Raw genomic sequence first — 19,098 nt, 5'->3', positions numbered from 1 at the left:
GGTGCAACTCCCGGCCCCGGCCTTAGACTCGAAACACGGACCACCGCCTTCGAGGAGGTCACTCCCGATGCAAGCGAACGTGGGCGACACACTGCTGGTCCACGGCAGGACCGTGGGACAGCACGACAAGACCGCCGAAGTCGTCGAGGTACTGGGGCAGAAAGGCAACCCCCCGTACCGGGTGCGCTTCGACGACGGCCACGAGGCTCTGCTGTCTCCGGGCCCCGACACCGTCGTACGCCACCACGAGCAGACCTGACTCAGTCCGGCGGACGCACTCTGGTCGGATAGTGATCGGCCACCACCCTGGCCATCGCCCCGATCCGGTCCGTCCTGACCTCCTTCGCCGCGAAGAAGCAGTGCCCGCGTACTCCTTCGTACCCGCGGGCCAGCGTGAGATGGCGTGAGAGCTCGGCGGGGTCCTGCCAGGGCGCGGGCTGGGCGGGGTCACCCGCCTTGTAGAGGGCTTCACCGGCGTAGAGATCGACGTCCGTGTCTCGTACGACGTCGTTCCACCAGGGGAGCAGCCGGGCGTAATCGGCCACCAGGAACCCGATGTTCCAGTAGATCTGCGGTACGACGTAGTCGATCCAGCCCTTCTTGACCCACTTGCGGGTGTCGGCGTGCAGATCGTCGTAGGTCTGGACGCCCGCCGCGGTGTCCGAGCCGAGCGGATCGGTGGCGGCATTGCGCCACACGCCGAAGGGACTGATCCCGAAGGGGATTCTCTTTCTCGACTTCTTGATCCGGTCGGCCATCTCGCGCACCAGCCGGTCGGTGTTGTCGCGCCGCCATGCGGCCTTGTCGGGAAAGCCCGCGCCGTAGCGTGCGTAGGTCGCGTCGTCGTCGAAGACCTGGCCCGCGACCGGATAGGGGTAGAAGTAGTCGTCGAAGTGCACGCCGTCGATGTCGTAGCGGCGGACGGCGTCCATCATCGCGTCCTGGACGAAGCCGCGGACCTCGGGAATGCCGGGGTTGTAGTACAGCTTCCCGCCGTACGGAAGGACCCAGTCCGGGTGCACCCGGGCCGGGTGGCTCGCGACCAGCCGGGACGGATCGGTGTGCACGGCGACGCGGTAGGGATTGAACCAGGCGTGCAGCCGAAGATCGCGCCGGTGGGCCTCGGCCACGGCTGTACCGAGCGGGTCCCAGCCGGGGTCTCGCCCCTGTGATCCGGTGAGGTACTGCGTCCAGGGCTCGTACGGTGACGGCCACAACGCATCCGCCGTGGGCCTGACCTGGAGGACGACGACGTTCAGCTTCCGGGCGACCGCGGTGTCGAGATGGGCGCAGAGTTCGGCGCGCTGCCGGTCCGGGGTGAGGCCGGGCGCGGAGGGCCAGTCACGGTTGGCGACGGTCGCGATCCACATGCCGCGGAACTCCCGGGCTCTCGCATACCGTCGCGACGCTTGTGCCGCTGACTGCGCCGCCGCGTCCCCAGGAGTCGCGTCCCCGGCCGCCGCCAGTGCGGCCATGGCTCCGGCCGCCGTCATCACGAACCCTCTTCTCCCGATCCGCCCCATATGGCGCCCTCAGCTCCCTCGCTGCCGACCGTCGTATCCACACAGCATGCCCGCCCCGAAGGGCACCCCCTAGCCGTCGTGGCCGCGCACATCCGGAGTAACGTCGGGGGGTCGAGGCGGGCGCCGGAATCACACGGGGGACTCGCCGCACGAATCAGCGAAAGGCACGAGGTGACGGACTCAATGGCCGACATTGCACGCGTCGGAGTGGTCGGCTGCGGCCAGATGGGCGCAGGCATCGCGGAGGTGTGCGCCCGCAGCGGCCTCGAGGTGAAGGTCGCCGAGACCACGGGCGAGGCCCTGGAGATCGGTCGCACCCGCCTCTACAACTCCCTCTCTAAGGCCGCCGAACGCGGCAAGATCACTGAGGAGGAGCGCGACGCGACCCTGGAGCGCCTCAGCTTCACCACCGACCTCGGGGAGTTCGCCGACCGCGATCTCGTCATCGAGGCCGTCGTGGAGAACGAGCAGGTCAAGACCGAGATCTTCCAGGTGCTCGACCAGGTGGTGACCCGGCAGGACGCGATCCTCGCCTCCAACACCTCCTCCATCCCGCTGGTGAAGCTGGCCGTCGCGACCTCCCGCCCCGACCAGGTCATCGGCATCCACTTCTTCAACCCGGCCCCGGTCCAGAAGCTCGTCGAGCTGATCCCCGCGCTCACCACCTCCGAGGAGACGATCAAGCGCTCCGAGGCCATGGTGCAGCAGGTGCTCGACAAGCACCCGATCCGCGCCCAGGACCGCTCAGGCTTCGTGGTGAACGCCCTGCTCATCCCGTATCTGCTGTCCGCGATCCGGATGTTCGAGTCGGGCATCGCCAGCCGCGAGGACATCGACAACGGCATGGAGCTGGGCTGCGCCCACCCGATGGGTCCGCTCAAGCTCTCCGACCTGATCGGCCTGGACACCGTGGCCTCGGTCGCCGACTCGATGTACGCGGAGTTCAAGGAGCCCCTGTACGCCGCTCCCCCGCTGCTGCAGCGGATGGTGGACGCGGGTCGCCTCGGCCGCAAGACGGGCTCCGGGTTCTATCCGTACTCCTGATTCACACGGAGTGTGCGGGGCGTGCCCGCATATGCCGTGCGCACACGCTCCCGCCCTCCTGCCAGGGAGAGTTGACTCGGTTCCGCTCAGCCAAGGGTCCGCTGTACAACCTTCCGAAGAGGAGTTGAATCCGTGACCACCGACCCTGATCATTTAGTGGTCGTCGAGGAGTTCGCCGAGTTACGCCGCTGCCTCGACGTCGGCCTCGCCCGTATCGACGGGCATCTGGCACTGCTCGCACAGCGCAACGACCAGATCGACCGCGATCTCACCGATCTGGCCGCGCGCGTCGGGGCACTCGAGCACGCCAGGTGGCCGCTGCCCGCCGTGGCCGCGCTGACCGCGCTCGGAGCGCTGGCGGTGGCGGTCTGGCAGGCGCTCGGACACTAGGACCGGACAGGGCCTGGCTGTTGAGGTCAGCCCAGCCGCAGATGGTGAAGCATCAGCAGCCCGGCCGCCATGTTGGCGGCCGGGACCTCACCCCGGGCGATCATGTCCGGGACCAGCTTGAGCGGTATCCACTCGCGGCGCGAGGACTCGAAGTCGTCCTCGGGGTGCCCGATGTACGTCGCGTCCTCGGACCAGTAGAGATGGTGCCGGGCGTCGGTGAGGCCGTTGGACGGCTCGACGGTCATCAGGTGCTGGAGGGGGCCCGGGCGCCAGCCCGTCTCCTCCTCCATCTCCCGGGCGGCCGCGGCCTCGATGTCCTCGCCGTCCTCGACGACCCCCGCGGCGAGCTCCCAGCCCCAGCTGTCGGTGATGAAGCGGTGCCGCCAGAGCATCAGCACCTCGTTGGCCCGGTTGACCGCGGTCGCGACGGCGACCGGGCGGAGCCGTATGAGGAAGTGGTCCAGGTGCCGGCCGTCGGGGAGTACGACGTCTGCCAGGTTGACCCTGAACCAGCGGTTTTCATACACAGTTTGTTCGCTTAAGTTCGTCCACTGCACTTTTCTGCCACCTTCCGACAAGTAGATGGCAATATCGCAGCAGGAGCTAGGTCAGAGGGGAACGCGCAGCGCCCCGTCGATGAGTTCGGCCGCCTCGTCCGCGTTGGTGCAACCGCTCGCCACGAGATGCTCCCGCACCGCGCGCAGCCGGTCCCTCAGACGCTGCGACTCCATCCCCCTCGCCCGCTCCACCATCTCCGCGGCCGTGCTCGCCGCCCGGTCCACCTCGCCCTGGCGCAGCTCGATCTGGCTGAGCATGGCGAGCCGGTGGACCCGGCCGCGGTCGTGCGCGGGGGTGTCGACGGCGGCCGTGGCGTGCTCGCGCGCGGCCGGGAGATCACCGAGACTCAGCAGGGCCTCCGCGACCTGGACGTTCACCAGGCCCGGCTGGACATAACCCGTCTCGTCCGGCTCGTACCCCGGACGGATCCGTTCCGCCTCCAGCTCGGCCCGCCGGATGCACCGCAGCGCGCTGCTGCCGTCGCCGAGATGCGCGTACGCCTTGGCCTGCATCGCGTACAGATCCGCGGCCAGCGCGGGGGTGATCTGCTGCCCGGCCGCCCGCAGGGCCGCCTCCGCGAAGGCCACCGCCTGCCGGTGCTCGGCCATGAACAGCGACTGGTTGACCAGCAGCGCGATGACATACGCGCCAAGTCCCCTGTCCCCGCTGGCTTTTGCAAGCCGCAGCGCCTGGTGGAAGTAGCGCTGGGCGAGACCGTGCGCGTCGGAGTCGTACGCGCAGATACCGGCCACCGCCACCAGACCGCCCGTCGCCCGGTGCAGCTGGCGGCCCAGCGCGTCGCTGTAGCCGCCCCGCAGCAGCGGCGCGGTCTCGGCGTTGAGGAAGCCGACGATGCGGGCGCGGGTCGCGATGCCGCCCGCCTTGCGGTACATCAGCTCGTAGTGTGCCCGTGCGGCCCGCAGCATCTTGATGTCGGCCATGCTGACGCGGGTCTGCCCGGAGCGCGAGACGTCGGAGTCCTCCGGCGGGTTCTCCCACTCCCATACGGGCATCACGGCGGGGGTGCCGGTGACGGCGGGCGCCTCGATGATGTGCGGCCGCTGCTGTTCGTCGCAGCGCCACAGTGCGGTGGCGCGCTCCACGAAGCCGCAGAGCGGCGAGCCGGGCGGTGTGTCGAGCTCGCCGGGCCCGCCGAGACCGATGTCGCCGAGTGTTATGGCCCGGCGCAGCCGGCCCGCGAGGACCTCACAGATCAGGTCGGGCACCTGGCCGCGGGGACGCTGGCCCTTCAACCAGCGTGCCACGGCCGTGTGTTCGTAGCGCAGCGACAGGCCTCGTGCCCGGCCCGCCTGGTTGACGCGGGCGGCGAGGCCCGCGTTGGAGATACCCGCCTCGTCGAGCAGGGCGTCGAGCAGGGTGTTGGGCTGCATGGGGCAACTCCGGTGGCTCGGTGGCCTCAGCGTAGTGGAGGAGGATTCGCACGGGGTGTGAACCAAGTGCCCCGATCTGTGCCTCGCGCGCTCTGCCGCCCTACCGCACACCCCGGTTGACTGAAATGCCTCTCACAGAGGCGGCCGGGCCGCCGGCTCCCCCTCGTACAGTGCGGCGGCCCTCGATCGCGTCGTCTGCCCTGCTGATCTGCCCGACACTCCGCGGCAGGGCGGGCGGCGCCGGCCGCACGGCAATCCCTTGGTTGCCGAAGCTGCACATGGCTGCAGGTGACGGCTATCGATTGGAGGGTTCCGGCCGGGTACGGCGCAGTGTGGCGTCCCCGCACTGCGCCGGCACCCGGGAGCGGTCATTGCGCAGCACCAGCAGCGCCACATCGTCGGCGAGCCGCCCACGCGTGTGCCGCAGCAACTGCGAGTGAACGGTGGTGATCACGGCGGCGGGCGAGACCGGCGAGCCGAGCGCCGCCTCGGCGAGCACGGCTTCCAGAGCGAAGAACTTCCCCGACGCGTCACGGGCGTCCGCCGCCCCGTCCGTGTGCAGGAACAGCGCCTCACCGGGAAGCAGCCGCGCACACCGGTGCAGGGGCAGCTCGGCGGGCAGCGGAAACAGGCCGACCGGTGGCAGCGGATCCACACAGGCGAGCGGCGAGACCCCGTGGCAGCCGAGCCGGTAGGGCCAGGGGTGACCGCAGTTGAGAGCCACCAGGCTGCCGTCGGGAGCGATCTCCAGCAGCAGTACGGTGACGAACTCCTCCGCCGACGGGCAGTCGGGCTCACTTCCGCGGGCGGACGGATGCTCGTCCCTGCCACGCTCCCGCAGGTGCCGCTGGACCGCCCGGTCCAACCGGCCGAGCACACCGCCCAGTTCGGGCTCGTCATGGGCGGCCTCCCGGAAGCTGCCGAGCACCGCGGCGACCGCCCCTATCGCGGCCAGGCCATGACCGCGGACATCGCCGATGACGATCCGTACGCCGTACTCGGTGGCCACCGCCTCGTACAGATCACCGCCGACCGCGGCGCCGCGGCTCACCGAAAGCTGCCCGGCGGCGAGCGCCAGACCGTCCAGACGCGGTGGCAGCGGTCGCAGCAGCACCCGCTGTGCGGCATGGGCGACTTCGCGCACCCGTCTGAGCTCGCGGCTCAGCTCCCGCCGGATGCCCAGCACAAAACCGGTGCCCATGGCGAAGAAGACAACGGCGGTGACGATCCGCCGGACCAGGCTCTCCGGCTGGTCCGGCGGCCAGACGACCCTCCAGATCACGGCCGCGACGCCCCACGCGGCGGGAAGCAGCAGAGGCAGCAGTCGTCTGATCCGTGAGCCGCCGGCGTGCGCTGCCCTCGCCAGGGTCCCCGAGGGATCCCAAGACCTGAAACGGATCATGCGGATGGTCCCCTCGTAGGCCCTCCGGCACGCAGGCAGGCCCCCGCGGCCGCGTCGATTCTGTCGATCAATCGAGCCCCGCGGGAACGTCGCCCCGTGTTCTCACCCGAATGAGTGAGGGGCTCACCCGGTGGTCCGGGTGAGCCCCTCATCAGGCGGTACGGCGGATCACACGCGGTCAGGCTCCGCGCAGGACCGCCCCGGTGCGCTCCGCGGCCAGCGCCACGGCGGCGTCACGGGCGGCCGATGCCTCCTCGACCGTGAGCGTCCGGTCCGCGGCACGGAACCGCAGCGCGTACGCCAGCGACTTCTTGCCCTCGCCGATCTGCGACCCGGCAAACACATCGAAAAGCCGGATGGATTCCAGCAGTTCACCCGCGCCCTGACGCAGCGCAGCCTCGACCTCGGCGGCCGTAACCTTGTGGTCCACGACCAGCGCGACGTCCTGGGTCGCCACCGGGAAGGTGGAGATCCGCGGTGCCTGGAGGGCGCCCTGGGAGGAGCGCTCCAGCAGGTCCAGGTTCAGCTCCATCGCGCAGCTGCGCGCGGGCAGATGCAGCGCCTTGACCACGCGCGGGTGAAGCTCACCGGCGTAACCGACGGTCTGCTCCACTCCGTCGATCACCACGGCCAGCTCGGCACAGCGGCCCGGGTGCCACGGACCGTACTGGCCCTGGCGGACGATCAGTTCGGCCTTGGCCTCGCGGGCGACGGCGCGGGCGGACTCGACCGCGTCGGCCCAGTCGGCCGGGCGGCCCTTGCCCCACCAGCCGGCCTGCTCGCGGGCACCGGCGAGCACGACCGCGACATGCCGCGGCTGCACGGGCAGCACTCCGCTCAGACCGGCGATCTCCTCGTCGGTCGGACGGCGGTGGACCGGCAGCCGGACCGCGATGCCCTCCTCCTCGGGAGCCCGGAAGACCAGGCCGGTCTCGAAGAGCGCCAGGTCGTGGCTGCCGCGCCCGTCGTTGCGGCGCAGCGCGCCGAGCAGCCCGGGCAGCAGCGTCGTGCGCAGCGCGGGCTCCTCGTCGGAGAGCGGGTTGACCAGCTTGACCAGCCGGCGGCTCTCGTCGTCCGCCGGGATGTCGAGCTGGTCGAGGACCGGCTCGCCGATGAACGGGTAGTTCAGCGCCTCGACATAACCGGCACCGGCCAGCGCCCGGCCGACGCGGCGGTAGAGCCGCTGCCGTTCGGTGAGCCCGCGACCCGGGGGGGGCTTGGGCAGCGTCGAGGGGAGGTTCTCGTACCCCTCGAGACGGATGACTTCCTCGGCGAGGTCGTTCGGCTCGACGAGGTCGGGACGCCAGGACGGGACGGTGACGACCAGCTCGTCCTGTCCGTAGACGTCGCAGCCGACTTCCTGGAGGCGGCGTACGACGGTCTCGCGGCCGTAGCCGACACCCGCGACACGGTCGGGGTGGTCCGCCGGCATGGTGATCGTGCGGGGCGCGGACGGGGCGGCGATCTCGGTGACCCCGGCCTCGGCGGTGGCGCCCGCGAGCAGCACCAGCAGGTCGACGGTCCGCTGGGCTGCGGCGGCCGCGGCCTGCGGGTCGACGCCGCGCTCGAAGCGCTTGGACGCCTCGGAGGCCAGCTTGTGGCGACGCGCGGTACGGGCGATGGAAATCGCGTCGAAGTGCGCGGCCTCGATGACGACCCCGGTGGTGGCACCGGCTTCGTCTTCGTGGTCGGCGATCTCGGTGTTGGCGCCGCCCATGACGCCCGCGAGACCGATCGGCCCGCGGTTGTCGGTGATCACCAGGTCTTCGGCGTCCAGCACCCGCTGGGCGCCGTCGAGGGTGGTGAGCTTCTCGCCGGGCTCGGCGCGGCGCACCCCGATCGGCCCGTCGAGACGGGCGCGGTCGTAGGCGTGCAGCGGCTGGCCGAGCTCGAGCATCACGTAGTTGGTGACGTCGACGGCGAGCGAGATCGGGCGCATTCCGGCCTTCTGCAGCCTGCGCTGCAGCCAGATCGGGGAGCGTGCCTCGGGCTCCAGGCCGACGACGGTACGCGCGGTGAAGCGGTCGCAGCCGATGGGGTCTGCGACCTTCACCACATAGCCGTACGAGTTCGGGGCGGGGACGTCGAGGAGCGCCGGGTCGCGCAGCGGCAGGCCGTAGGCGATGGCCGTCTCGCGGGCGACTCCGCGCATCGAGAGGCAGTAGCCGCGGTCGGGCGTGACCGCGATGTCGAGGACCTCGTCGACCAGCTCGAGCAGCTCGATGGCGTCGGTGCCGACCTCGTACTCGGGCGGCAGCACGATGATGCCGCCGCTGCCGTCGTCGCCCATGCCGAGCTCGTCGGTGGAGCAGATCATGCCGTGCGAGGTCTTGCCGTACGTCTTGCGCGCGGCGATCGCGAAGCCGCCGGGCAGCACGGCGCCCGGCAGGACCACGACGACCTTGTCGCCGACGGTGAAGTTGCGCGCGCCGCAGACGATCTCCTGCGGCTCACCGGTGCCGTTGGCCTGGCCGACGTCGACGGTGCAGAAGCGGATGGGCTTCTTGAACTCCGTCAGTTCCTCGATGGTGAGGACCTTGCCGACGACGAGGGGGCCCTTGAGCCCGGCGCCGAGCTGCTCGACGGTCTCGACCTCGAGGCCGGCGGCAACGAGCTTGGCCTGGACGTCACGGCCGGTCTCCGTCGCCGGCAGGTCGACGTACTCCCGCAGCCAAGAAAGCGGGACCCGCATCAGATCTCCATCCCGAACGGCCGGGTGAACCGGACGTCACCCTCGACCATGTCTCGCATGTCTTCGACGTTGTGGCGGAACATCAGCATCCGCTCGATGCCGAACCCGAAGGCGAATCCGCTGTACTTCTGGGGGTCGACGCCGCAGGCGATGAGCACCTTCGGGTTGACCATGCCGCAGCCGCCGAGCTCGATCCAGCCCTCGCTGCCGCAGGTGCGGCAGGGCCGGTCCGGGTTGCCGACGGACTCGCCGCGGCACACGTAGCAGACCATGTCCATCTCGGCGGACGGCTCGGTGAAGGGGAAGAAGTTCGGGCGCAGCCGCGTCTTCATGTCCCGGCCGAAGAGCGCCTGGACCATGTGGTCCAGGGTGCCCTTGAGGTCGGCCATGGTCAGGCCCTCGTCGACGGCAAGCAGCTCGATCTGGTGGAAGACCGGGGTGTGCGTCGCGTCCAGCTCGTCGGTGCGGTACACACGGCCCGGTACGACGACATAGACCGGCGGCTCGCGGTCGAGCAGCGTGCGGGCCTGCACCGGGGAGGTGTGCGTTCGCAGCACGATGCCGGACTCGTCGTCGACGGTGCCCTTGGGGCCCTGGACGAAGAAGGTGTCCTGCATCTGCCGGGCCGGGTGGTCGGGCACGAAGTTCAGGGCGTCGAAGTTGAACCACTCCGCCTCGACCTCGGGGCCCTCGGCGACCTCGTATCCCATGGATACGAAGATGTCCTCGAGCCGCTCCATGAGCGTGGTCAGCGGGTGGCGGGCGCCGGCCGGGATGCGGTCGTGGGGCAGCGTGACATCGACCGCCTCCTCGACGAGCACCCGGGCGTCGCGCTCGGCCTCGAGCTCGGCCTGGCGGGTGGCCAGCGCCTTGCTCACGGCGCCGCGGGCCTGGCCCACGCGCTTGCCGGCCTCGGCCTTGGCCTGCGGCGGCAGCGCGCCGATCTCCCGGTTGGCGAGCGCGAGCGGCGAGGCACCGCCGGTGTGCGCGACCTTCGCGTGAGCGAGCTCTTCGAGGTCGCCCGCTGCGGCGAAGGCGGCGAGCGCCTCGTCCCGCATGCGCTCGATCGCTTCCGGTTTCAGTGCCTCGACCTCAACAGGGTCGTACGACTTATTGGGTGCGGACATCTCTTCCCGTACTTCCGATGGGCTGGCTGGGGCCCCCGCTCGTCGACCTGGGACGGACCGAGGACGTAAAGGTGCCAAAGGCCGAGTCTAACGGGGTGTGGAGTGGCGAATGAGCCCGTGGGCCGCTAAGCGAGATACGCAGGGGCGCCGACGGGCAGAATAAATCGGAACTCGGCGCCGCCGCCGGGTCCGCGGCCGACGGTGATCGTCCCGCCGTGCGCCTCGACGATGCCCTTGACGATGTAGAGGCCAAGGCCCGTGCCGCCGCGCTTGCTCCCCCGCCAGAAGCGGGTGAAGACGCGGCCCATCGACTCCTCGGGGATGCCGGGGCCTTCGTCGCTCACGGTGACGGCCGTACCCTTCTCGTCGTCCTTCGCCGCTGCCGGCGCCACCTCGATGGTGACCGTTCCGGCGCCGTGGCGCACCGCATTTTCCAGCAGGTTGCCGAGCACCTGGTCGATCTTGTCGGGGTCGGCCCACAGATCGGGCAGCCGGCGCTGGATGCGGACGAAGAAGCGGTCGGGGGACTGGCCGCTGGCTATGTGCGCCTGGATGTGGCGTCCGACGGCGGCGGCGATGTCGATGGGCTGGCGGCGTACTTCGAGCCGGCCGGAGTCGATACGGGAGATGTCGAGCAGTTCGGCGATGAGCCGGGTGACGCGGTTGGCGTCGGCGTCGACGGTCTCCAGCATGAGCCGCTTCTGGTCGTCGGTGAAGCGTTCCCACTTGGCCAGAAGCGTCGCCGTGAAGCCCTTGACGGAGGTGAGCGGCGAACGCAGCTCATGGGCGACGGTGGCGATCAGCTCGGCGTGGCTGCGTTCGGTGCGGCGCCGGGCCTCGGTGCCGCGCAGGCAGATGACCAGGCGGCGTATCGGCCCGGTGGGGCGCTCGCGCACATAGCGCGCGGAGACGAGGACTTCGCGGCCGCCGGGCAGCAGCAGATTGCGCTCGGGCTGGCCGACGCGGGTGGCGAGTCCGCCGTACGGATCAGTCAGCGTCCACCAGCGGCGGCCCTTGAGGTCCTCCAGCGGCAGCGCCGTCTCCAGCGGGTGTCCGAGCGCATCGGCCTTGGCGACGGCGGTGATCCTGACGGCCGCGTCGTTGAAGCAGATCACCCGGCCCCTCTCGTCGGCGACGACGAGTCCGTCGGGGAGGTCGTCGGGGTCGATGCCGAACACCTCGGGGGCGCCGGAACGGCACAGCAGTGCCCCGTGTGTCTCCGCGGGCCTGCTCGTCCCGACAGCCATCCCCGTACCCCACCTCTCCGCCGGCGCAGTGGGCCCCCGAGCCCGTCACCCTACTAGCTTGAAGTGACGGAGCGGACCCCCTGAGCGAGTACTCGAGCTCAGCGAGCACTGCCTGCGCGCTGGGCGCGCGCCGAGGCATACAGGCATACGGCTGCGGCGGTCGCGAGGTTCAGACTTTCGGCCTTTCCGTGGATGGGGACGCGTACGACGGCGTCGGCGAGGGCGCGGGTCTCCTCGGGGAGCCCCCAGGCCTCGTTGCCGAAGATCCACGCGGTGGGTCCGCCCATGGTGCCCGCGTCCAGCTCGTCGTCGAGGTCGTCCTCGCCCGCGCCGTCGGCGGCCAGTACGCGCACTCCGGCGTCGCGCAGTCCCTGCACCGCCTGTTCGACCGGGACGCCCACGGCGACCGGCAGATGGAAGTGCGAACCGACCGAGGCGCGTACGGACTTGGGGTTGTACAGGTCCACGGAGGCGTCGGTGAGGACGACGGCGTCGGCGCCTGCGGCGTCCGCACAGCGCAGCACCGTGCCCGCGTTGCCGGGGTCGCGTACGTGCGCGAGCACGGCGACGAGCTTCGGCCGGGCCGCGAGGATCTCCCCGAAGGGCGAATCGAGGAAACGGCACACGCCGACGAGACCCTGCGGGGTGACGGTCTGCGAGACCTCGGCGAGGACGGCGTCGGACGCGTAGTGCACCCGGGCTCCGGCGTCCCGGGCGGCATCCACGATGTCCGCGTACCGCTCGGCTGCCTCGACGGTGGTGAACAGCTCCACGAGGGTGGGCTCACCGCCGGGCCCACGGTGCGCGACGGCCTCGCGCACGGCCTGCGGCCCCTCGGCGATGAACAGGCGCTCCTTGCTCCGGAAGGCACGCCTGGCCAGCCGCCGTGCGGCGGTGACGCGCGGGGATCGCGGGGAGATCAGCTCGGGAGTAGGCATGTGCCTGAGGCTCTCTGACTCGGGTCCGGGGGGTGTCCCGGACGCGCCTGCGGGTGTGGTGGGTGGCGGCACCGGTGGGGTGCGGGCCATCCCGGACACGGGACGGGGTCGCGCACATGTCCGGGGCCAGCGTCCGGAAATCCCGTACGGGCCAGGCACAAGCCCGGGCCCGTACCGGCAGGCTCGGCTCGCCCCCCGGGGGCGACACCTGCCGGAACGCACCCGCCGGAGCAGGCTGCAGTCCCGTACGAGCCACGTGCAGGTCCCCGACCGGGGCCGGGGCGTCCGGGCCCGAGCCGACCGGTCCCTTGCTTGGGCGGCCCGCAGGCCGACCGGGGCGGGGGCCCGAAGCAAGGCCAAACGCACCGGACCCGCAGGCCGAAGGCCTGCGGGTCCGGTCGGGTCGGCGCGGCCGTCAGGCCGCCGACGCGGCCTTCGGCGCGTTGACGTCGCTCGGCAGCGCCTTCTGCGCAACCTCGACCAGCGCGGCGAACGCGTTGGCGTCGTTGACCGCGAGCTCGGCCAGGATCTTGCGGTCCACCTCGATGTTGGCGGCCTTCAGACCCTGGATGAGGCGGTTGTACGTCATGCCGTTCTGGCGGGCAGCGGCGTTGATGCGCTGGATCCACAGCTGACGGAAGTCGCCCTTGCGCTTCTTACGGTCGTTGTAGTTGTAGACCAGGGAGTGGGTGACCTGCTCCTTGGCCTTGCGGTACAGGCGCGAACGCTGACCGCGGTAACCGCTGGCGGCCTCGAGAATTGCCCGGCGCTTCTTGTGGGCGTTGACTGCCCGCTTGACGCGTGCCACTTGTTAACTCCTTGTAGCGGGGCCGTGGTTGGACTCACACGGCCCGGAAACGAATTGGTCCCGGTCTCGGCGCGTGTCCCCGGTGACCGGGGACACGAACGTCACTTGCCGAGAAGCTTCTTGATGGTCTTCGAGTCACCCGGGGCCATCTCGGCGTTGCCGGTGAGGCGACGCGTCAGCTTGGACGACTTGTGCTCGAGCAGGTGGCGCTTGCCGGCACGCTCACGGAGCACCTTGCCGGAGCCGGTGATCTTGAAGCGCTTCTTGGCACCGCTGTGCGTCTTGTTCTTCGGCATCGCGCCGTATCTCCTCGTCAGTGGCGCTCCCCGGTGCGGACACCGGACAACAGGAGCGTCAGATCTTGGTTTGTGGTTCCGGGCGGGACCCGGGGCGCCTGGATGGCCGCCCCTCAGGTCACGCCTCGGAAGTCTCGGCGGGTGCTTCGGCCGGAGCCTCAGCAGCCTCGTCCGAGGTCTCCTCGTTCGCGTAGCCCTGGCGCTCCGCCTTGCGAGCGGCCTGAGCCTCACGTGCCTCGGCCATGGCCTCGGTCTTCTTCTTGTGCGGGCCGAGAACCATGATCATGTTCCGGCCGTCCTGCTTGGGGTTCGACTCGATGAATCCGAGGTCCTCGACGTCGGAAGCGAGACGCTGCAGCAGGCGGAAGCCAAGCTCGGGGCGGGACTGCTCACGACCACGGAACATGATCGTGATCTTGACCTTGTCACCCTGCTTGAGGAACCGGACGACGTGACCCTTCTTGGTGTCATAGTCGTGCGGGTCGATCTTCGGCCGGAGCTTCATCTCCTTGATGACCGTGTGCGCCTGGTTCTTGCGCGCCTCACGGGCCTTCATGGCCGACTCGTACTTGAACTTCCCGTAGTCCATGAGCTTGCACACGGGCGGGCGGGCGTTCGCCGCCACCTCGACGAGGTCGAGGTCGTACTCCTGAGCAAGCTCAAGGGCCTTGGCAAGCGGAACAATCCCGACCTGCTCGCCGCTGGGACCGACAAGTCGCACTTCGGGAACGCGAATCCGGTCGTTGATGCGGGGCTCGGCGCTGATGGATCCTCCTCGGTAGCACCACACGGCTGGCTGGCAGGCAGCCGCGTAACGTCTGTTTTGTTGGACCAACCGCACCGGAACATCAAAAATGCCCCGGACGGGACACAGGCGGGAGCTCCTGGAATACCGGAACACCGCCGCGTACAACCGCGGGGCTTATCGGGTGGCTCCATCGTCCGTACGGAACGATGGGCGCCGCCTGACCGGTGACCCGCCGTCCCGGAGGACAGTCAGGTGGGAGATCGGAGCCTCCACTTGTGGGCCGGGCACACACGTGTCCGGCCGGTCGTTACACAAGGTTAGCAGCTCTGGCCGGAACGGGCTAACCGGTGGCCGGGACCGGCCGCCGGGCGGCGGGGCATATCGTGTGCGTCATGAGTGACGCGACCACACCCAATGAGTCCCCCGGCTTCGACGACATGACCCGCGACATCGCCGAGGTCCCCGCCGTCGAGGTGATCGTCACGGTCGCGGTGAACCTGATGAGCGCGGCGGCCGTGAAGCTCGGCCTGACCGAGGACGGCGCCGACCACAAGGACCTGGACGAGGCCCGGAAGCTGGTCCATGCGCTGGCCGGCCTGATGGACGCCAGCGCGACGGAGATCAGCTCCTTCCACGCGGCACCGCTGCGGGACGGGCTCAAGTCGCTGCAGCTGGCCTTCCGCGAGGCCTCGCTGGTCCCGGACGAGCCGGGCCAGGGTCCGGGCGAGAAGTACACCGGTCCGGTCTACGGCTAGCCGCTACGACGGCAACCGCTACTCACGTACGAACAGGGGCTCGCCCGGAAGCGACGCCTCGGCCGGCAGCAGCGCCAGGTCGAGGCCCCGCACCAGGCGGGCCCTCAGTACGTCGTCGGCTGCCAGCGCCTCGGCGACGCGGCGGGCCGACCGGGCCGGGTCGGCGTCCGCGGCGAGAACCAGGGCGAGGGTGCCGTCCGCGCCGCCCGGGCCCAGATGGGCGCGGAGCACCCCGGGCTCGGCCGCCACCGCGTCCCGTACAGCCGTCGTGACGGCCGGGTCGTGCAGCGGGTCCGTACTGGTGCGCCCCTCGGCGAGGGCGAGCAGCGCGCGGCCGGTCAGCTGGTAAGTGACGGGCCCGGCCAGGTCGAGTACGAGCGTGTCGGCCTTCTCGTGCGCGGCCGCCTGGAGTGCCTGATGGAGCGGCACGGCGACGGGGCGCGCCTCGGGGTCCCAGCGGGCGAGTGAGGCGATCGAGGTGAAGGCGGGCAGCGCGCGGCGGTCGCCCGCCGTCAGGGTGGGCACGGCCATGTCGCTGGTCTTCTCACGGCGCAGGCCGTTCTCGTCCTCCTCGACCTCGCCGAGGACGGCGACGACGGGGACGAGCAGCCGGGCCCCCTTGAGGGCTTCGAGCACTGACCCCTCGGCCGTGCGGTCGGCGGACCACGCGGCGAGGGCCGCGGTCAGCCGGGGATCGGCGGTGCCGTCGTCGTCGGAGAAACCGGGGTCAGGGATGTTCTTGAGCGCCACGCGACGAGCCTAGCCGCCCCCGCGCCGGCGTTTTCTCACCGGACCCGAAGGCTGGACACAGGCCGCTCCCAGGCGCGGATCCCAGCGTCCGGGACATGCCTTCTCGCCACAGAGCCCGTGCTCGCAGATCCGTTGCCTGCGCGGCGGTCGCGGCGGCGGCGCTGGTGACGGGTTCGGTCGCGGCGGGGGCGTACTCCCTCGGGCGCTCGCAGGACGCCGCGCCCCGCGCCGTATCGTCAGCCCCGCCGTCCGAGTCCCCGTCGCGGACTCCCGAAGCAGCGGAGGTCACCGTGGATCTCGATACCGTGCTCGCCGCCGCGGTCGAGCCGGTCGTCGCCCGGTCCGGCGCGTCGCTGTCGGTCGCGGTGCTCGACACCGGGAGCGGGGAGAGCGCGGTGTTCGGCGAGAGGACGCACGACACCGCGAGCATCGTCAAGGTCGACATTCTCGCGGCTCTGCTGCTGGCGGCGCAGGACGCGGGCCGTTCGCTCACCGCACAGGAGAAGACGCAGGCAGCCGCAATGATCCGGCTCAGCGACAACACGGCGGCCACGGCGCTGTGGCAGACGATCGGCGGGGCGAAGGGGCTCGACGCGGCCAATGAGCGGCTCGGTCTCACCGAGACGGCCGGGGCCGGTGCCTGGGGGCTGACGCAGACCACCTCACGCGATCAACTCGCCCTGCTTCAGGCCGTGTTCGGTACGGACTCGGTGCTGGGCGAGGCATCCCGTACGTATCTGCAGGGGCTGATGGAGCAGATCTCGACGGACCAGGACTGGGGGGTGTCGGCGGCCGGTAGTGGCTGGGCGCTCAAGAACGGCTGGATGCCGCGGACCGCCACCGGGCTGTGGGACGTCAACAGCATCGGCCGGGTCTCGGTGGACGGCCGGGTCTGCCTGGTGGCGGTCCTCTCGGACGGGCACGCGACGAAGGAGGCGGGCATCGCGCTCGTCGAGGCGGCCGCGCGAAAAGCGGTCAGTTCCCTCTGACCGGGCCGCCGCGCCAGAGGGCTGCCGCGCCCAGCAGCACCAGGACGCCCATGCCGCCCGCGAGCGGGGCGAGCCAGGCGGCCGGTTCCGAGTCCTTGTCCGCGCGGGCGGGGCCCGGGCCGAAGTACGGCTTGCCGTAGCCCGCGGATGCGGCCTTCAGATCCGCGGGGCGCAGCTTCGCGCCCGCCTTGATTGCGGCGGCCGGGTCGACGCTGCCGTAGCCCTTGGCATCGTCGCGTCCCCCCTTGGGGCCGTTGCGGGCGGTGTCGGCGAGGAGCTTCTTGATCTGGGCCGGGGTGAGACCGGGATGGGCCGCGCGCACCAGGGCGACCGCGCCGGAGACGAAGGCGGACGCGGCGCTGGTGCCCCAGCCCTGGTAGTACTTCCGGTCGGGGTCGGCGATGACGATGTCGACGCCGGGGGCGCTGACAGTGGCGTACCAGCGGCGGGTGGAGAAGGCGGCGTGGGTGCCGAACCGGTCGACGGCCGTCACGGCGATCACACCGGGGTAGGCGGCGGGATACGAGATGTGGTCGCCCTTCTCACCGCCGTTGCCGGCCGAGGCGACGACGACGCAGCCCTTGGCGAGCGCGTACTGCACGGCGGCGTCCTCACCGGCCTCCGGGTGCGCGGACTCGCTGTCGTCGCCGAGCGAGAGGTTGATGACGTCCGCGCCGTGGTCGGCGGCCCAGCGGATGCCCTGGGCGAGGGCGGTGCCGCGGGTCTTACGGGCCTTCTCGCGGGCCGTGTCGGTGCCTTCGAGGATGACGCGGACGGGGAGGATCTTGGCCTCGGGAGCGATGCCGATGACACCGTCCTCGTCGTCGAGGCCGTGGCCGTGGGCGGCGATGATGCCCGCCATCGCGGTGCCGTGCCGGGCCCAGGAGCGGTCGCCCTGCTCGGCGCCGAAGCCGATCAAGTCCTTGCCGGGCAGGACCGAGCCCGCCAGGTCGGGGTGGCTGTCGTCGACTCCCGTGTCGAGTACCGCGACGGTGACGCCCTTGCCCTTGGTGGTGTTCCAGGCCTGGTCGGTGTGCAGGGCGTCGAGGCCCCACTGCTGGGCCCGGATGCCGTCCGCGTGCGCGGGCGTCGCCGGGAGCAGGGCGAGAGCGGCCGCCGCGAGGGTTGCGGCGACGCGGTGGCGGTGGCGGCGGTTCATTCGGGCTTCTCCGTGGCCGTGCTGACGGACTTGCGCAGACCGCCCTCGATCCGGTCCGCGATGCCCGTCGCCTCATGGCCGAGGCCCGCCTGCGCCGGCGCGGACGTCGCGCCGTCCGCCTTGGCCTCGGCGGCGGGCAGCGGGTCGGTGACGGTGCGTCCGTCGGCGAAGCCGGACACGGCGTAGACGACGACGGGCATCTCGGTCAGGACGCTGACCGTCCAGCTCGCGCGCTGCCGGTCGCCGAAGCCCGCGGCGGCGGTGCCCTTGGCGGGCAGGGTGCGGGGCATCAGATCGCGGCGCTCGTCCAGACCCTGCTCGGTGAAACGGGAGTTCAGTGTGCCCATCGCTTCCGCGTCGGCCTCGGTGAAGATCATTCCGACCGTGGTGACGCTGCTCGCGGTGGCGTCGGTATAGGTGGCGCGCAGCACCCGGACGCAGCCGACCGGCTGGAGCGTCTTGAGCAGCAGCGGGTCGAGTGCGGGTGCGCAGGCGCCGTCCGGCGCGACGGCGATCCGCGTCCAGAGGCGGTCCGCGCCGCCGGGTCCCGCACCCTCGCCCTTGAGGGTGCGGGGGAAGAGCGTGTTCACGGGAACGCTGTGCCACAGCGTCCGGGTCTCGGTGTACCCGGTGCGGGCGGTGGGGTCGGCACTCGAGTCGCCGGTCAGCCAGCTGCCGGTGGCGGCGCCGCCGATCAGTCCGAGGCCGAGTACGACGCAGGCGAGGGCGCCGACGGTCCGTGCGGGGCGCCGGGTCCGTACGGGGCGGAGCCGGGTGGTCATCTCGGCCGGGGTCTCCGGCGGCGCCCAGGAGTAGGCGGCGGGTCCCGGGTGCGCGGGGCGTGTGCCGGGTGCGGGAGGCGTGAGGTCGACGGAACCGACGGGCCTGCGGCGGGCGGGGGCGACGACGGGCCGCGGCGGGGCCTCGGGCGGCAGGGGTGCGGAGCGGGGGGCGGCGATGGGCCGCAGCCTGGCGGTGGTCTCGACGGGTGCGACGGGCGGCTCCGCGCCGGCGGACGGCCGCACGGGCGGTGCGTCGGGACGCGGGGGTATGGCGGCCGGCGGCTGGGACGCGGGGGCGCTCGGGGTGGGCTCGGGACGCGGGGGTGTACCGGTCGGAGGCCGGTGCGCGGGCACGCTCGGCGACGGGGCGGAGCCGGGTGCGGGCCGAGGCGCGCGCGAGGGCGCTTCCGTCCGCGCGGCGGCGGGCGGACGGGCCCCGGTGGAGGGCGTGCTCGGCGACGGGGCGGGGGCGGACGGGCGACGAGGTCCGTCGGCTTCG

19 protein-coding genes are annotated in these 19,098 nt (G+C 71.3%); 5 read left to right on the top strand and 14 right to left on the bottom strand.

Annotated elements, in window-relative coordinates; genetic code table 11:
• Positions 1–67 precede the first annotated feature (67 nt).
• Positions 68–259 carry a DUF1918 domain-containing protein gene (locus OHA61_RS32435; protein WP_307664545.1) on the top strand — a complete coding sequence of 64 codons (192 nt, stop codon included), beginning with the start codon at positions 68–70 and terminating at the stop codon, positions 257–259.
• Position 260: 1 nt separating this feature from the next.
• On the opposite strand, the gene OHA61_RS32430 is transcribed toward OHA61_RS32435, so the two are convergent.
• Positions 261–1,523, bottom strand: coding sequence for a glycoside hydrolase family 10 protein (locus tag OHA61_RS32430; protein ID WP_406306014.1), 1,263 nt, complete (start codon positions 1,521–1,523; stop codon positions 261–263).
• Between the two features lie 183 nt (positions 1,524–1,706).
• Between OHA61_RS32430 and OHA61_RS32425 the strand changes: the two genes are divergently transcribed.
• Complete coding sequence (locus OHA61_RS32425) at positions 1,707–2,567, top strand: 3-hydroxybutyryl-CoA dehydrogenase (RefSeq protein WP_406306013.1); 861 nt, start codon at positions 1,707–1,709, stop codon at positions 2,565–2,567.
• 132 nt (positions 2,568–2,699) lie between these two features.
• Positions 2,700–2,957 (top strand): hypothetical protein, encoded by a 258-nt coding sequence (locus tag OHA61_RS32420; protein ID WP_324982598.1) that lies wholly within the window; start codon positions 2,700–2,702, stop codon positions 2,955–2,957.
• A 26-nt stretch (positions 2,958–2,983) separates the two neighbouring features.
• On the opposite strand, the gene OHA61_RS32415 is transcribed toward OHA61_RS32420, so the two are convergent.
• The 10 genes from OHA61_RS32415 to infC form a co-directional block, all read right to left on the bottom strand.
• Positions 2,984–3,514 (bottom strand): NUDIX domain-containing protein, encoded by a 531-nt coding sequence (locus OHA61_RS32415; RefSeq protein WP_324982600.1) that lies wholly within the window; start codon positions 3,512–3,514, stop codon positions 2,984–2,986.
• Between the two features lie 51 nt (positions 3,515–3,565).
• Positions 3,566–4,906: a transcriptional regulator gene (locus tag OHA61_RS32410; RefSeq protein WP_361907568.1), complete on the bottom strand. Its 1,341-nt coding sequence runs from the start codon at positions 4,904–4,906 to the stop codon at positions 3,566–3,568.
• 295 nt (positions 4,907–5,201) lie between these two features.
• Positions 5,202–6,308, bottom strand: a complete 1,107-nt coding sequence (locus OHA61_RS32405) for a PP2C family protein-serine/threonine phosphatase (protein WP_406306012.1) — start codon at positions 6,306–6,308, stop codon at positions 5,202–5,204.
• 178 nt (positions 6,309–6,486) lie between these two features.
• On the bottom strand, positions 6,487–9,000 hold the full coding sequence (gene pheT / locus OHA61_RS32400; protein WP_406306011.1) for a phenylalanine--tRNA ligase subunit beta: 2,514 nt from the start codon (positions 8,998–9,000) through the stop codon (positions 6,487–6,489).
• Positions 9,000–10,127 carry a phenylalanine--tRNA ligase subunit alpha gene (gene pheS / locus OHA61_RS32395; protein ID WP_406306010.1) on the bottom strand — a complete coding sequence of 376 codons (1,128 nt, stop codon included), beginning with the start codon at positions 10,125–10,127 and terminating at the stop codon, positions 9,000–9,002. Before pheS ends, pheT begins: the two co-directional genes overlap by 1 nt.
• A gap of 125 nt (positions 10,128–10,252) precedes the next feature.
• A complete protein-coding gene (locus OHA61_RS32390; protein ID WP_406306009.1) occupies positions 10,253–11,374 on the bottom strand; it encodes an ATP-binding protein in 1,122 nt (373 codons plus the stop codon).
• A 98-nt stretch (positions 11,375–11,472) separates the two neighbouring features.
• Positions 11,473–12,312: an RNA methyltransferase gene (locus tag OHA61_RS32385; protein ID WP_361907561.1), complete on the bottom strand. Its 840-nt coding sequence runs from the start codon at positions 12,310–12,312 to the stop codon at positions 11,473–11,475.
• A 415-nt stretch (positions 12,313–12,727) separates the two neighbouring features.
• Entirely contained in the window at positions 12,728–13,120 is a 393-nt protein-coding gene (gene rplT, locus OHA61_RS32380) for a 50S ribosomal protein L20 (protein WP_266478373.1), read from the bottom strand.
• Between the two features lie 101 nt (positions 13,121–13,221).
• Positions 13,222–13,416 (bottom strand): 50S ribosomal protein L35, encoded by a 195-nt coding sequence (gene rpmI, locus OHA61_RS32375; RefSeq protein ID WP_142216133.1) that lies wholly within the window; start codon positions 13,414–13,416, stop codon positions 13,222–13,224.
• Between the two features lie 118 nt (positions 13,417–13,534).
• On the bottom strand, positions 13,535–14,206 hold the full coding sequence (infC, locus tag OHA61_RS32370; protein ID WP_361907558.1) for a translation initiation factor IF-3: 672 nt from the start codon (positions 14,204–14,206) through the stop codon (positions 13,535–13,537).
• A 350-nt stretch (positions 14,207–14,556) separates the two neighbouring features.
• On the opposite strand from infC, the gene OHA61_RS32365 reads away from it, so the two are divergent.
• Entirely contained in the window at positions 14,557–14,919 is a 363-nt protein-coding gene (locus tag OHA61_RS32365; RefSeq protein ID WP_266478368.1) for a DUF1844 domain-containing protein, read from the top strand.
• Between the two features lie 18 nt (positions 14,920–14,937).
• Here the strand turns inward: OHA61_RS32365 and OHA61_RS32360 are convergent, their stop codons facing one another.
• Positions 14,938–15,669 (bottom strand): SseB family protein, encoded by a 732-nt coding sequence (locus tag OHA61_RS32360; protein ID WP_406306008.1) that lies wholly within the window; start codon positions 15,667–15,669, stop codon positions 14,938–14,940.
• A 95-nt stretch (positions 15,670–15,764) separates the two neighbouring features.
• Between OHA61_RS32360 and OHA61_RS32355 the strand changes: the two genes are divergently transcribed.
• Positions 15,765–16,658 carry a serine hydrolase gene (locus tag OHA61_RS32355; RefSeq protein ID WP_406306007.1) on the top strand — a complete coding sequence of 298 codons (894 nt, stop codon included), beginning with the start codon at positions 15,765–15,767 and terminating at the stop codon, positions 16,656–16,658.
• Here OHA61_RS32355 and mycP read toward each other — a convergent pair.
• Positions 16,645–17,817 carry a type VII secretion-associated serine protease mycosin gene (gene mycP / locus OHA61_RS32350; RefSeq protein WP_406306006.1) on the bottom strand — a complete coding sequence of 391 codons (1,173 nt, stop codon included), beginning with the start codon at positions 17,815–17,817 and terminating at the stop codon, positions 16,645–16,647. The genes OHA61_RS32355 and mycP overlap by 14 nt on opposite strands.
• Positions 17,814–18,842 (bottom strand): hypothetical protein, encoded by a 1,029-nt coding sequence (locus OHA61_RS32345; RefSeq protein WP_406306005.1) that lies wholly within the window; start codon positions 18,840–18,842, stop codon positions 17,814–17,816. Before OHA61_RS32345 ends, mycP begins: the two co-directional genes overlap by 4 nt.
• Between the last annotated feature and the right edge of the window lie 256 nt (positions 18,843–19,098).

Source organism: Streptomyces sp. NBC_00885 (assembly GCF_045207475.1).
Lineage (GTDB): Bacteria > Actinomycetota > Actinomycetes > Streptomycetales > Streptomycetaceae > Streptomyces.
The sequence above is the reverse complement of the archived record's forward strand: the minus strand, read 5'-3'. Positions and strand labels throughout refer to the sequence as shown.